We start from the raw sequence: 14305 nt of genomic DNA on the forward strand, positions 1-14305 counted from the left end.
TTCTATTTAGCTAATCGGTGTAAGTAGGTAGGGATAATTAAAGTTAACGGTGGGGATCGTCATTCGTCATTCGTCATTCGTCTTACTCGCCTTGCGAGACGCTGAGGAAGGGTACATTGTCCCTGATTCGGTGATGCGATGCTTTTGATTTATGTCCAGGTACTAAGCCAAATTGACTGACTCAAACCGATAGCCAGAAAACCGAAGACTTGATTCCTTTCTCAGTTAAATAATACCACCTTATCTATTGGTTAAGGTGCGTTACGCTACGCTAACGCACCCTACGGTATATCTGTTCTAGGGGCTTGGAAACCAAGGGCTTGGAAACCAAGGGCTTGGAAACCAAGCCCCTACGGTTAAACGGCGGTTTCTTCTGACAACTGCACCTCTGGTTTCGGTAAATCTTGTGCGGGAATCGTTTCTACCCGTTGGGTCAAAAACGCTGCAATCACCATAAACACACCGCCAATCACTACGGCTAAGAGGCGATTATTATCCAGAAAGTTATCCATTACCCAACCAAACCCTAGAGATACGGCAATCTGAGGTAGGACAATAAAGAAGTTAAAAATGCCCATGAAAATGCCTGTGCGCTTGGGAGGTAAACCACCAATGAGCATCGAATAGGGCAGAGTCAAAATACTTGCCCACGCAATACCAACGCCTACCATCGATAGGAATAGCAGATATTGATTGTCAATCACCATCAATGACATAAACCCTACGCCACCGCAGAGGAGACAAAAGCCATGGGTGAGTTGGCGACTGGTAATTTGTGCCATTCTCGGTAATAACAAAGAGACACCAAAACAAACAGCATTATAGAAGGCAATGCAAATTCCTGCCCATTCAATCCCATCGTTATAAAGTAATGATTGCTGGTTCGTCGCACCAAAAATATTCCAGGCGACGGCGGGGGGAAAGTATAGGAAGAAACAGAACATTCCTAACCAGGTAAAACACTGCACCCAAGCTAATTGTTTCATCACTGGGGGTATCTCTTGCAGCGCGATCCAGGCTTCGCGGATACTGTTGATTACACCGCCTTTTTTCTGTTTTTGCTTCTCAAAGGCTTCTAAGTTTTTCGGTGGATATTCTTCTGTGGAAAGAACTGTCCACAGTACGGTACCAAAGAAAAAGGCAGCCCCAATGTAAAAGGAGAATTTCACCGTCAGGGGAATTGCCCCTTCATTGCCACTGAGGGAGGGAATATTAAAGATGTTATTTAAAATCCAAGGTAATGCCGACGCACTAACCGCGCCTAAGCCGATAAACAGACTTTGCATGGCAAATCCCATCGTCCGTTGGCTTCTCGGCACTAAATCCCCCACAAACGCCCGGAACGGCTCCATGCTAATGTTGACTGAGGTATCTAGAATCCAGAGTAATCCGGCTGCCATCCACAATGCCGATGAATGAGGCATGAGAATCAGCGCGATCGTACTCAAAATTGCGCCAACTAAAAAATAGGGTCGTCGCCTACCCAGAGATCCCCAGGTATTATCGCTCATATTGCCAATAATTGGCTGCACGATTAATCCCGTCAGGGGGGCGGCTAACCAGAGAATGGGAATTTGATGGGCATTGGCACCCAGATACTCGAAAATGGCGCTCATATTTGCCATTTGGAGTCCCCAGCCAAATTGAATGCCGAAGAATCCAACGCTCATATTCCAGAGCTGCCAAAAATTTAACGGTTGTTTTTTCATGACAAATCAGTTGTCTGACGACAATCGGCGATCGCTCATCATTACCTGTTCGGGTTCATCACCCTGCATAGCCCGATCGCCGTTGATGATTATCGGCTTTCTACAGGAACCTCGAACGATGAGGGTAATTTTCTAGCCAGCCGATACTTATCGGTTTCCCGCAGGCGCTGACTCAAAAATCGACAAATCTCTAATACAATATGAGGACGTTGGGTGATCAAACTGATGAAACGGTTTTTCTCTAACTTGAGCAGCGTACAATCCTTCACCGCGATCGCACCATCCCAGTGCGGCGCATTATCAAATAGCGTTACCTCCCCAAAATGCTGCCCTGCTGATAAGTATTTCAGATCACATTGCACCTCGTCCATATCTTTGACCAAGCGGACACTTCCTTCCCCAATAATATAGAAGTGGTTGCCCCAACTCCCTTCAGTATAAATGGTTTCACCCGCCAGAACATACTGTTGTACTAGGGCTTGGTCAATCAGAAGCAGTTCATCGAGGGATAAATTTTTAAACAGAGCAACATTTTTGAGCAAGAGTAGACGACTCATAAAGAAATCCTTGAGTGACGGCTGCTGATCAAGGGGCTGGAAAACTTGCTGGACAACGGCTTTAACCAAAGGGTCTGGATCTTTCATTAAAGCAGAAGGTACCCCAGCTAAGGCAATCAACGCACCAATCTTAATCCAGCGATCGCGCGATTCTAGGGCTTCTAGGAGTAGCTGATATCCCTTGGTTCGCATCCACTGAGAATTCACCCGAATCCGAGTTCCAGGTTGATCATCACTAATCAATTGTTCCAAAACAGGCATCAGAGGAAGCACAAAGCGGCGATGACTCAACGACGCCAAGGTTTCAATCGCATTAGCTAAATCCCTAGAATCTGTGGAATAGAGCAGCCGTTGCACTACGTTGACAGTACGGGAATGACCCAGACAGGAGAGAATATACAAAACACGCTGAATCAGGCGTTGATGATAATCCGCGATCGCAATGGCTAGAGGTTGCCAACTGGGATTAGTCGGGGGAATCTGTTGTTGCCATTGGCGGCTGTGTGTCACCTGCTGAAAATCCGGACTCAGATACTTGAAGAGGATATCACTTGCTTGTTTTGTCCGCACTTGACCAATTGCCGCAATCGCCGCGTCTACAATATCCGGATTAGACGAGGATAAACTATCTTGGGCTAACGTCAATCCCGGTTCCCCATACATCGCCAGCGCCACCGCCGCACAACGACGCACTTGGGGATGATGATCGCCTAAACCAATTGCCACATAGCGCAACATCCCTTTACAGCGAGTAATCCCCAACAAATTAAACGCCGCCGCCCGTACCCAGGGATCGGGATGTTCCAATTCCGAGACAGCCAATTCCGCCAGTTCCCAATCCCCCGGATGCGCCAAGGTTGCCAAGGTTTCTAATCCCTCCCGTTTCACCTCTGGAGTAGCATGGGTGAGAATCTGCGTTAAGGGGGGAATTAATTCCGGATTGCCACTACAAGACACCACCCGTACAATTGCCTGTCCCGTGGTACTCTCTAAATCCGATTGCCATAACTGTTCGCAGGTGGTTTTGATTTGGGGATTATTAATCACTCCCATTTGAGTCGCTGCGACTGAGGCTAATAGGCTGACTTCCTGACTAATATCCCCCAAGCGAGAGCGGAGTTGTTCCTGTTCCAAGGGCTGCTGATTGGCAATTAACACCTCTAACGCCGTGGCTCGAACCTGGGGATTGGGGGCGTCTAAGAGCCGCTCAAAGTGATGGATGGTATCTAAATCCGATTTATGGCTAAACAGTTTCACAATCCCGCGTCGGATACCCGGATCAGTTTCCGGTAAAAGGGGCTGCACATCGGATAAAAATTGGCTCGGTTGTCCCAAACCTGCGGCTAATTCTAACCCTTTAATTCGCGTGTACCGCTCATCACTGTTGAGCAAGTCGTGAATCATTGGACTCGACTGGGGCGGTAATTGCATCAATCCCTCACCAATCTCATCCAGATTCACCGCATCGGAGCGTAACATGACTTCCAAGCATTGGACATAGCTATTGCCCATAAACAAGCGCACCACCAGCAATAGCACCGTTAAACTAATGCCAATCCAGATAATCTGCTCTAGGCTGAGAAAGGATTGAACAATCCACAACAGCCCACCCGCTAACGTCAACCCGATCGCATAAAATAAGCCATCACTGAGCGATCGCACTCGTCCCATAAATTCTGGAGGGACGGCATTATAGTTTAATTGATGGATGGGTAAGTTAATCCCTTTATATAATCCATCACTATTTACATTCGCCGCGATCGCGGCTTTCAAATTAAAGTTAAACGCGAGTCCCAGTAAACTGGCTAACGTTGTCACTGGATAAACCAGATTCATTCGTCCCACGCCTAATCGTTGCAACAGAGGGCGAGTGAAACAGTAGAGGATCACCATCTGTAGGATACTATTCGCCACTCTCAGCAATCCCAGAAAGCTGGTTAATTCTCGGTCATTGGTGAAGGTTTGGGCATAAATGCTTAAATATTCAAACTCTGACGTAATATAAATAATGACTAACAGAAAGCTACTACTTGCCAAAAATAGGATAATGGGGTAGCGCTTCACCAAATCCGGAAACGTCCTTAACGCTTCAACTAAGTTCACCGGAGTTTGACTCCGATTTGTCTCGATGCGCCGTTGAGAGCGTTCCAGATAAATCAGTTGCGCGATCGCCACCCCACAGACAAGCGGCAAACTCAGCAGCATATCCTCCGTGGTGAAAAACTGGGACAGCAAACTGGTCAAACCGCCGCCCAACAAGATACCCACCGCCTGAGCCATCCCCATAAATGGCGCATAACGCTTATACTCCAACGCTGTGAAATAATCCATTAATAGGTTGGGCAATAAGATATTGTTATACAAATCCCATTGGAAGAAAATCGCGATAAAGATAAGATAATAGACCCATAACGTATCCAGGGTGATCAACAGTCGCATTCCCAGCGCCATAGCGATGGCAAAGACCAGCATATAGCGGAAAAGCTGGGGACGACTAAAACGGTCAATCACCTGGGAAAACACCGCATAAGCGGGCATGGAGACTAACCCAATCAGCACATAAAACAGGGGCAGATTCTCTGATCCCGCATGACTCAGAAACAGGGAATTGGCGATCGTCATCGCCAAAATGTTATAGGTGAGAATCGTCACCCCCAGAAATAATAAATGAGCCAGCCGTTGTACCTTCCAAATCGAAAGACCAAAACGTTGCTCAATAAATTGACTTAGCATGGGTGTTTGGGTTAAAAGTATTGCATCATCCAGTTAAGTCTCGTCAGGATTTGATCTAGTTTTACATAACGTAACATAATTGGGGAAACAAACGCTGCTTACCAAATTCAATTGTTGAAGCGGATAACCAGAGGCAGAATCAGCTCAAGAATCACCCGGTTAAAACGCGGGTGAGTGCCAAAAGCCTTAGGGAATCGCCGAAACCTTTGATATACCGTAGGGTGGGTTTCGACTTCGCTCAACCCACTCGACTTCGCTCAACCCACCAGCATACCAGTCAGTGGCATTCGACTTAAGTTTCTAGCGAAGACAGCGTAACTACAAACATAGGGTTCTGTGAATAGTATCAAAGCTATGTTCAGTCAATTAGGGCTATTTAAAATTTGCTTCATCGGGATTTCTTCACTTCTGTTCATTACACCAACAGCAACGGCTCAACGCAATTCTGCACCAATACCGTCCTTAGTTCCTCTAGAAACAGAATTCTTAGAACCCGATACTATCCTACCTCCCAACATAGTTACAGCTAATACAATATCCCAGCAAAACATTACAATTCCTAGCCTTTGGTGGGCAGAAGAGCAGTTTGATGAATTTGGCGGTAAACTGCTCGTGAACTGGCTCGCTTACCAAGATAAACAACGGGTGGATTTGGTGGTTAGCCGTCAACCTTGGACACTGCTCAACTATTTAGAACGATACAGCTTTATTAATCATTTCGGAACGGTTGCTAGAGACTATAACTATAATGTCAGAGTCTTCAATGACCGAGCCGAACCCTTAGCTACCTATACTTGTGATTATACGACTTCAGGACTACCCTCTTGTGAGGTCTTGATATTTGAGGGTTTGGGACCTGCGGGTTTACCTGTCCAACGAATTCCCTGAAGGGAAGATGATATCATGTCCGGTTAAATACTTACACTAAAGGATGATTCGATTGATGGGATCTTAAGTCACCCCTTATGATTATCTGGTTACTCAATAGTTCTCAAAAGATAGTCAATGGCAAACAATGGGCTTTTTGTTGGCATGGTAACATTAGATCTGGTTTACCTTAGCCCCAAGCTACCCGGTCAAAATGAAAAAATTGCTGCTTCTGACTATACCGTGGCGGCTGGGGGTCCAGCAACAAACGCGGCGGTTACGTTTAGTTATTTAGGCGATCGCGCGACAATCTTAGGGGTGGTGGGAACTCACCCGATTACACCCCTGATCCGTTCCGATTTGCACGATCAGGGGGTAACTATTGCGGATTTAGATCCGACAGCAACCAATCCTCCACCCATTTCTTCGATTATTGTCACCCAAGGGAGTGGCGATCGCGCGGTGGTTTCGATTAATGCGGCGAAGATTCAAGCCGGGATTGAGCAAGTACCGCCGGATATTGACCAAGATATTAACATTGTGATGATTGATGGTCATCAAATGGAAGTGAGTCGTGCGATCGCGCAATCGGCAAAATCTCGTCAGATTCCAGTTGTCCTCGATGGGGGGAGTTGGAAACCTGGATTAGAGAATCTTTTGTCCTTTGTTGATTATGCCGTTTGCTCGGCGAATTTTTATCCCCCAGATTGTGATACTCACCAAGATGCGATCGCTTATCTTCGCGCCGCTGGAATTCCCCACATTGCAATTACCCATGGGGAAAAACCAATTGAGTATTTCTCTAGTGGAACATCGGGTCAATTATCAGTACCTTGTATTGATGCGGTTGATACATTGGGAGCTGGTGATGTTTTTCATGGGGCATTCTGTCACTCTATCCTTAAGCATACCTTTACTGACGCCCTAGCCGCTTCAGCAAACGTTGCAGCCCATTCTTGTCAATTTTTTGGCACTCGCCAGTGGATGGCGTCTAATGGTTCAGCGTGAAGTTAGGGATGGTTAAAGGTGACTCTGAACAAGAACAATACGGCTGTGCTGAAATCTCATTAACCATTTGCATTCGTCCCTTGCGAAACGCACGTAGCAGTCTATCAATGGACTCTCTCTCTTCCTCTGTGATCGAGTCTTCTAACATGGCTGCCATGAGTCCATATCGATCAGCCAGCGTAATTTTGCCCGAACAACTGACTTGAGCAAATAAATCCGCGATCGCACCCGGTATAAGTTGGACTTGAAGTTTCATGTTACTCCGCATAAATTCAACCCTTCTACTATGAGATAGTTGTTCTCGTTCTAAAGTGATTGACATTTTATCTGATTAGTGATATGCGTCAAATATTAAGGTAATTTAAGTCTCTTTAGTAACGTGACTACGTTCGGATTTTAGTGTAACCAAAACGCTATAACTTTGTGATTGAAATTCGTTTGATCGAGTGAGATAGATCACAAAAAAAATAAGGGTAACTATAAGACTAAATCCGGGTTGACTGGCAACAGGAACCTATAAATTAGGGGCGGCTGAATAAGTGTTGTGGTGAGGGGGAGCGGGGGAAGCTGGGGAAGCTGGGGAAGCTGGGGGAGCAAGGGTACATTTTTCCTGAGCAAGGTGATGCCATACATTTAAAGAATACTACCCGATTTCCTTGAATCTAACCCTCTGTCAATAAAGCTCAAAGTATTGATGGGCTTTGCGGTTTTGGCTTTGTGCAGCAAGCCCTAAATTAAGAGACGTTCCTTAATATTAAGAAACGTCTCCACAGGTGAGGGGAACCATTTAAAATTTTCTAAGATATGTATCTTAGTTAGACAATTAAGTGAGAGTAAGGACTATCACTAAATTTTTGAAAGTTCATTGACGATCTGCATACGTCCACGACAGATTGCATGGAGTAACCTATCGATGGAATTTCTTTCTTCTTCGGTAAGACTATCCTCCAATAAAGCTGCCATGAGTCCATATCGGTCTGCCAGAGTAATTTTCCTACACATACTAACTTGGGCAAATAAATCGGCGATCGCGCCGGGTAAAAGTCTAACGGGGACTTGCATAGGACAAGTCAGAACTCGACATTACCTAGTATAAATAATCTGGTCAAGGAATACCGTGATGCTAGACAGAAACGTCTGTGATATCGTTCAACTTTAAATGTGATTCAAGTCTTATTGAACAGTGATACAAGTCAGCTTGTTATAATGAGATAGTTGTTAGAGTATTCTGACAATTATAAGATTTTCTAAATCAATTTTGTAGAGAATTTTAGATTTTTCAGTCAATCCCGACATCCGCCCGGAGTTCAAACTCCGGGCTAATAGCTTAAGTCCATTAAAATGGACTAAAACGCTTATCCAGTCATGGTGAGAATAAACTGAACGATATTACGTTAGGTAAAGTTAGCCCCTTACCAATGACATAAGACATAAGACATAAGACATAAGACATCAGCTCAAAACGTGCCAAACCTTGATCGTTTTATCAGAACTGCAACTGGCGATTGTTTTACCATCTCGGCTCAACGCCACGGAAATAACCGAGCTAGAGTGACCGCTTAATGTGTGGATTTCTTCACCTGTTTTCAGATGCCAAACCTTAACGGTATTATCCGAACTGCCACTAACTAACATTTGTCCCCCTGGACTGACAGCAACCGATAAGACGGAATCTTCATGACCTGTAATTGTGCGGATTTCTTCCCCGGTTTTCAGATTCCACACTTTAATCGTATCGTCATATCCCCCACTGACGACTGTTTTTCCATCGGGATTAATTGCCACCGACAAAACTGAATTTGTATGCCCAGTTAAGGTGCGGATTTCTTTCCCAGTTTTCAGATTCCAAACTTTAATCGTATCATCAGAACTGCCACTGACTAGATTCTGTCCATCTGGACTAATCGCCACTGACAATACGGCGTCTGTATGACCAAATAAGGTGCGGATCTCATAGCCTGTGATCAAATCCCACAGCTTAATCGTACCGTCAGAACTGGCACTGGCTACGGTTCTACGATTGGGGCTAATCGCGACCGATAACACTGAGTCCAAATGTTCATCAGCCGTCATTATTTCTGTGCCAGTGTTTAAGTTCCACATTTTCAGAGTATTATCAGCACTGCCACTGACGAAAGTTTTACCATCTGGACTAATGGCAACAGAAACAACGGAGTCGGCATGTCCGGCAAGTGTGTGAATGATCTCCCTAGTTTGGAGATTCCACACTTTAATCATATTGTCATAACCGCCGCTAACTAAGGTTTCGCCGTCTGGACTAATGGCAACCGATAATACCGAGTCAGAAAAATCATTAAGCGTGAATTGATGTTCAATTGATTCATAATTTAAAACGGCGACTTCTAGGGGAGGTAATGGTGGTGACTCTTGATGACTTTCGGTGTTTAGTGTGGGTAAGGGCTGATCCAGTTGCGGCAGCAGTTGTTGGAGTTGCTCCCGTAAATCCTGCCGTTCCTGTTGTGCCTGCTGAAGCTGCTGTTGAATCTGGGCTAACTGTTCTTTCAGGGGAGAAAGGGTTTGCCAAACCTCTTGGGAAAATGACCATTTCGCCCACATCTGTCTCGCCCAATCTAATTGAACGGACTGCTGCTGCCAAACTTCTGAGGGTACAGACTGCGCCAAAGCAGGTGAATAGGGGGTCAAATCCCACCCACAGACAGAGCAACGATGCACATTACCTGGGATATATTGGGTTTGACAAACAGGACATTCAGACATGGTTATCCGATATATTTTTGCTAACATTTGCTAACAATGCACTCGAAAAGACAAGCTCTTAGAGAGGGGATATCTCCCAAAGCCCGCAGGAAAATCCCACGAGCGCCATTGATGTCCCTGTCCATCCGAAATCCATCACCACCAAGTTATCGACTAAAAACCGAGCTACCTTGTGATGCATCTCGTCAATTAAATGGCGAATTCTCAATCTTAATCGGTCAGCCGCCTTTTTTAGTCTTCGACGTTGTTTGGCTTTGGCTCTAGTCAGTCGGGAAATTACATCATCTAGGTAATAACAGAGTCGTTGAATGCGTCCGATATCTCCTGTCCCTATCCAACCAAAGCTATCTTCAGTAAACAGAGTTAGGAACGACCGAACACCAGGGTCTAGTGCCACGACCCGCCCTTGGTTCTCGGACGCTTGTCGTGGCACATCATGGGGAACGCAGATGTAGTGTTGACCGTGATGGAACACCAATCGGCAATCCCCAATATTGTCGGGCAACTGTTCTGTGTAGCGTATTTTGCCCAATATTGTGTAATATATCCCTTGTTCAGTTACGGCTGATTTGGGGATGTAACAAGACTGAATTTTATTTTTACGGGAACGGAATTTGACTTTCTGAATTTTTCCCGTGAGCTTGTACTTTTTATGGGATTCTCTTACGGCTGTACAAGCGTCCTTAATCGCTATTGACTTAATTTGATAAGGGACTTCTTTGCACCACTCCGGTAAAGCATCTAGTCTGCCTTTCTTGATAGCTTTCCAGTTCGGCTTGGTGTCGGGTTGTTGTAAGTATTCAACAGTCTTGTTGAATACAAACCTTGACACTCCCATCCATCTGTTCACCAAATTCCTCTGGTCAGGACTCAAGTAAATCCGTATCTTCTTTGATTTTCTTGCTGTACTTTCGGAGTCCATGCATCCGACAAGAGAAGACATGGATAATGGAGAGTAAATCTTGGGTAAGCTCTGATTGAGGACAGTATACAGTCTGGTCGAGAACCACGATGTTGCCACCGTTTTGCTCGACCAGATACTGTATAAGCTCGAATCCAAATCGGCACAGTCTGTCTTTGCAGGCAACAACAATTGTGAGCTTATCCCCTTTAAGAAGTCTGTCCAGTAGGGAACGCAATCCTTTCCTTTTGAAGTTGAGTCCACTTCCAATATCTTTAACGATTTCGGCTCGTGGGTAGAGAGACTGCATATAGGCGACTTGTCGGGCGAGATCATCTCGCTGCTTGGGACTCGATACTCGACAATAACAAATAGTGGCACTTCCAGCACTTGCTCCCAAATAGGCTTCAACGTCAAACATACGTTGTCCTGCAGGATTGCGTATAGAGGGAATGATGCCATTATCCGCGTACTTCCTTAACGTGTTTTTGTGTAATCCCAGTCGCTTAACGGCTTCTCTTAAAGGAATGTAGCCCATGTGAGCAAGAATAAGCTTACATGAGCATATAGTACCATATCCTCTATCTGTTGTTATCCTCTGTGATATAAATTACAGGCGTTGACACTGGATAACGACTATAACCGCTTACAATAGATAGAAAAGCCAGGGTTTTCAGGAGAAATAACAGGGGCAAAGCTGACCAAAAGGTTAAGGTTAGAGAAACCTGCAGCACCGAATTGGCGAACGAGTCGATCGCTCTCCCCTCAAGTCTCTAGCATTTTAGCGGCTGTAGGTTAGTTTAAATTAAGCAATGTCTGGGGGGAGGTTGCTAGGATATGACCGAGGTGCTGATTGAGTATGCTGGAGCTGAGTTTGAACCAAGCGTTGCAGATCCTCTCGACGCACCTCGGTTCCGGCTGTTAAATTACCAGGTGTATCAAAGAAAACGGTGCTATTTACCGTGTCAAGGGCTAACATCTGGAACAAAATGTGAGTGACTGGCACGGGCATCGCCATGATTTGAGGGTCCCAATTGGACTGAAAATCAGCCGCGTCTTTGAGTGTAGGAAAAGCATAGACAACATTTTTTTCGACCTCAGGCTGGGCACGATTACTCAGGGTCGTTACCACCCAACCTTGATCTAGGGTTTGGAGAATATGATAGTCCGAGTGGTGTAACTGACTGGCAAGCGTGGTTAGGACAGGGGCAATCGCCTCAACTATTTTTGGCGTCGTCCCGTCAGCCGGGGCATTGTCAATCAGGGCTTGAATTTGTTGGGTTAAATCCATAGAGCGATCCTCTTTTCGAGTACCTCTTACTGCTATGTATGAGTCTAAACCCAGATTAAAACGGTTGTTGATTATGTGTGTTAGGGTCTTTGTGAAAGAATGAACATCATGAGGGAAGTCTGCCAGGGCGTGGAGGCTATTTTTCAACTGCTATTTAACCAACTTCGGCAGTCTACGACTGCATCCGAGCAGAACTGCCGGGATGTAGCAGCGCGTTTAGCAAATGAAGTCACTCGAATTTGTAATGAAAGCCATCGAATTAAGACGTCTGGAGATGTTGAAAGCTGGGCAAAGACCCTAGCCAACCATCGCCTCAAACAAGTCTTAAAATATTACCGCCTTGGATCTCATCGAGGACGAATCGACCTTCAGAGTACGTTGAGTGCGATCGTCTACCGCTATATTACCCCGTCTAAAACCCCCGCGAGCTATCAAGCCCGCGTTATTCTGATTGAAGATTTCTTACAGGGATTTTATGTCGAATCCTTAAATGCCTTTCGGCGTGAGACGTCTATTGAAGAAAATTATCGTCCGCGATCGCTGTTGGAGTTGTCGGAGTACATGGCGTTTACCGAACGGTATGCCAAGCGCCGTATTCCGTTACCCGGACGGCGATCCCAACAACTGCTAATCTTGCGGGCGCAAACCTTTTCTCAACAGCAACCCCCAGAAACCTCGGTAGACATGGATACCGCCGCCGAAGGGGGTACTCCCGATTCAGAAAATACCTGGAACGATGCCGCGATTCAGCAGGTGCGAGAGGTGATGGTGGCGTCTGAACCTGAACCCCTGGAAGCGAACCTGCGGGATAAGGTGGTTGAGGAATTGTTCGCCTATCTCGAAGAACGGCAACAACACGATTGTGCCGACTACTTCACCCTGCGCCTACAAGACTTGCCGACGAGCGAAATTGAGGAGATATTAGGATTAACCCCCCGTCAGAGGGATTACTTACAGCAACGATTTAAGTATCATTTAATTCGGTTTGCCCTTTCTCACCGTTGGGAACTGGTTCATCAATGGCTAGAAGCCGATTTAGAGAAAAATCTGGGGTTAACCCCCCACCAGTGGCAGCTATTTCAGAATAAAATTGATCCCCAACAGCGGGAATTGCTGCACCACAAGCAGCAGGGTCATTCCACCCAAGAAATAGCCCAAGCCCTAGGTTGTACAGTGACTCAGGTTGACAAGCGATGGTTTAAATTGCTCGAAATTGCCTGGGATATTCGCAATCGTTCAGTATCCGGATCAGGTGCATCTGAAGATGAATAGTGACATAAACAATAACTCGGACACCCTATACAGCCGCTTAATGGCTTGGCTGCTACAAGAGTCCGTTCCTGCTGCTACACCATCAGTCCATGGGCAACCCGACGGGTTAGACCCTATCGATGAGCTAGAAGCAGCAAATTTTCAATTTGATGAGTTAGATCCACTGGATGTTGAAGACGTGAACATTGCACCCACTATAACTGGCGAAACCGCTAATGACCACACGCGAGTGAGTTCAGAAGACATTCCTACTCGTGAGGACATTGAACCGGGCGGTACAACCCGCCCCTACAACTTGGGAGATATGCCGATCGTGCAAAATCGTTTTGAGGCGCTAATTAAGCGCAAACTGCAAGTAGAAATTGAGCGTCATCCCCCCTTATTCCCCTGGGAGACGAATATTCATGAATACGAACCTGATATCTCAGACAGCGTAGCCTCGACTGGGGTTCCATCGGTTCAGGTATGGACACCCCAACTCTTGAACCTACCGCTACCTGTCCCCATCCCGGAAAACGTTTTAGTCACCCTATTTAACGCTTGTTCGGAGTCCGTCTATTCCCCCTATCAATTGGGGCGAAAAATGGTCAAGGCTGTGGAAAACTTATTCCCCGCCCAATTCCAGTTGCTGAATAATCAAGCGCAAATGGTACTGTTGTCTTCGGGATCGGGTCGTGACCCTGAACAACTGCAACTGTTGCTCAAGGAACTTCCATCCCCATCCTATGACGAGGCAACTCCAGAGCAACAAATGATTCTGGCATTGTTAGCGGCTAAAGAGATTATTAGCACGTTGACTGTATCCATTTCACCCAGCCAGCATCCGGTTGAACGTCAATGGCAAACCGCTGTCGGCGTGATCACCGTCCAGGCAGAGTACCAGATCCAAGAAGGTGTTCCTACCCTGCGGGTGATCAGCAATCTGCCTGAAAGTGGCAGTTTGACCTTGCGTACACCTGAAGGTTCAGCCGTATCAGAGCGCACCTATCCCGGCTATGTGAGTGTTGAAGCCTTTGATTTGCCGCCGAATCAAACCTATCCCCTGGAAATTCGGTTCCAAGACTCAGACCAAAACCCCTTGGTTTTTGCGATTTACCCAACGATGTAAGGGGTAAGGGTTAAGTGCTAGCTGTTAGACTGGGGAGCTTCTCTCACTCCCGACTGTGGACTTAGATACAATAGATTGAACCCGTGAATTTAATCTAACAGCCATCTCGCGCACAAGAGA

Annotated in this window: 12 protein-coding genes; 4 read left to right on the forward strand and 8 right to left on the reverse strand. The window is 46.0% G+C overall.

Annotation, left to right across the window (positions count from 1 at the left end; genetic code table 11):
* Positions 1-356: 356 nt before the first annotated feature.
* Together RIB93_RS10785 and RIB93_RS10790 are read right to left on the reverse strand one after the other, a co-directional pair.
* Positions 357-1709: an MFS transporter gene (locus RIB93_RS10785; protein ID WP_446372782.1), complete on the reverse strand. Its 1353-nt coding sequence runs from the start codon at positions 1707-1709 to the stop codon at positions 357-359.
* A gap of 89 nt (positions 1710-1798) precedes the next feature.
* A complete protein-coding gene (locus tag RIB93_RS10790; RefSeq protein ID WP_446372783.1) occupies positions 1799-4999 on the reverse strand; it encodes a cyclic nucleotide-binding domain-containing protein in 3201 nt (1066 codons plus the stop codon).
* A gap of 354 nt (positions 5000-5353) precedes the next feature.
* Between RIB93_RS10790 and RIB93_RS10795 the strand changes: the two genes are divergently transcribed.
* Complete coding sequence (locus RIB93_RS10795; protein ID WP_446372784.1) at positions 5354-5887, forward strand: hypothetical protein; 534 nt, start codon at positions 5354-5356, stop codon at positions 5885-5887.
* A 117-nt stretch (positions 5888-6004) separates the two neighbouring features.
* Entirely contained in the window at positions 6005-6874 is an 870-nt protein-coding gene (locus tag RIB93_RS10800) for a sugar kinase (RefSeq protein ID WP_446372785.1), read from the forward strand.
* Here the strand turns inward: RIB93_RS10800 and RIB93_RS10805 are convergent.
* The 6 genes from RIB93_RS10805 to RIB93_RS10830 form a co-directional block, all read right to left on the reverse strand.
* Positions 6858-7130: a hypothetical protein gene (locus RIB93_RS10805; RefSeq protein ID WP_446372827.1), complete on the reverse strand. Its 273-nt coding sequence runs from the start codon at positions 7128-7130 to the stop codon at positions 6858-6860. The two genes, RIB93_RS10800 and RIB93_RS10805, sit on opposite strands and share 17 nt — an antisense overlap.
* A 590-nt stretch (positions 7131-7720) precedes the next feature.
* A complete protein-coding gene (locus tag RIB93_RS10810; RefSeq protein ID WP_446372786.1) occupies positions 7721-7936 on the reverse strand; it encodes a hypothetical protein in 216 nt (71 codons plus the stop codon).
* Positions 7937-8326: 390 nt separating this feature from the next.
* Positions 8327-9613, reverse strand: a complete 1287-nt coding sequence (locus tag RIB93_RS10815; protein WP_446372787.1) for a WD40 repeat domain-containing protein — start codon at positions 9611-9613, stop codon at positions 8327-8329.
* A 58-nt stretch (positions 9614-9671) separates the two neighbouring features.
* A complete protein-coding gene (locus RIB93_RS10820) occupies positions 9672-10445 on the reverse strand; it encodes a transposase (RefSeq protein ID WP_446372828.1) in 774 nt (257 codons plus the stop codon).
* A 31-nt stretch (positions 10446-10476) separates the two neighbouring features.
* Entirely contained in the window at positions 10477-11052 is a 576-nt protein-coding gene (locus RIB93_RS10825) for an IS607 family transposase (RefSeq protein WP_446372788.1), read from the reverse strand.
* 267 nt (positions 11053-11319) lie between these two features.
* The gene (locus tag RIB93_RS10830) at positions 11320-11805 is read right to left on the reverse strand and encodes a hypothetical protein (RefSeq protein ID WP_446372789.1); all 486 of its coding nucleotides are present in this window, start codon (positions 11803-11805) and stop codon (positions 11320-11322) included.
* Between the two features lie 108 nt (positions 11806-11913).
* Between RIB93_RS10830 and hetZ the strand changes: the two genes are divergently transcribed.
* Together hetZ and RIB93_RS10840 are read left to right on the forward strand one after the other, a co-directional pair.
* A complete protein-coding gene (hetZ, locus tag RIB93_RS10835; RefSeq protein WP_446372790.1) occupies positions 11914-13077 on the forward strand; it encodes a heterocyst differentiation protein HetZ in 1164 nt (387 codons plus the stop codon).
* Positions 13070-14185, forward strand: coding sequence for a hypothetical protein (locus RIB93_RS10840; RefSeq protein WP_446372791.1), 1116 nt, complete (start codon positions 13070-13072; stop codon positions 14183-14185). Before hetZ ends, RIB93_RS10840 begins: the two co-directional genes overlap by 8 nt.
* Positions 14186-14305 lie beyond the last annotated feature (120 nt).

The organism is Coleofasciculus sp. D1-CHI-01, assembly GCF_040218875.1.
Classification (GTDB): domain Bacteria; phylum Cyanobacteriota; class Cyanobacteriia; order Cyanobacteriales; family Coleofasciculaceae; genus Coleofasciculus.

Excerpts from the sequence above, each read along its gene's own strand:
- RIB93_RS10840 (WP_446372791.1), top strand. The coding sequence starts at position 13,070 with ATGAATAGTGACATAAACAATAACTCGGACACCCTATACAGCCGCTTA.
- hetZ (WP_446372790.1), top strand. The coding sequence starts at position 11,914 with ATGAGGGAAGTCTGCCAGGGCGTGGAGGCTATTTTTCAACTGCTATTT.
- RIB93_RS10790 (WP_446372783.1), bottom strand. The coding sequence starts at position 4,999 with ATGCTAAGTCAATTTATTGAGCAACGTTTTGGTCTTTCGATTTGGAAG.
- RIB93_RS10830 (WP_446372789.1), bottom strand. The coding sequence starts at position 11,805 with ATGGATTTAACCCAACAAATTCAAGCCCTGATTGACAATGCCCCGGCT.
- RIB93_RS10810 (WP_446372786.1), bottom strand. The coding sequence starts at position 7,936 with ATGCAAGTCCCCGTTAGACTTTTACCCGGCGCGATCGCCGATTTATTT.
- RIB93_RS10795 (WP_446372784.1), top strand. The coding sequence starts at position 5,354 with ATGTTCAGTCAATTAGGGCTATTTAAAATTTGCTTCATCGGGATTTCT.
- RIB93_RS10785 (WP_446372782.1), bottom strand. The coding sequence starts at position 1,709 with ATGAAAAAACAACCGTTAAATTTTTGGCAGCTCTGGAATATGAGCGTT.
- RIB93_RS10815 (WP_446372787.1), bottom strand. The coding sequence starts at position 9,613 with ATGTCTGAATGTCCTGTTTGTCAAACCCAATATATCCCAGGTAATGTG.
- RIB93_RS10800 (WP_446372785.1), top strand. The coding sequence starts at position 6,005 with ATGGCAAACAATGGGCTTTTTGTTGGCATGGTAACATTAGATCTGGTT.
- RIB93_RS10825 (WP_446372788.1), bottom strand. The coding sequence starts at position 11,052 with ATGGGCTACATTCCTTTAAGAGAAGCCGTTAAGCGACTGGGATTACAC.
- RIB93_RS10805 (WP_446372827.1), bottom strand. The coding sequence starts at position 7,130 with ATGAAACTTCAAGTCCAACTTATACCGGGTGCGATCGCGGATTTATTT.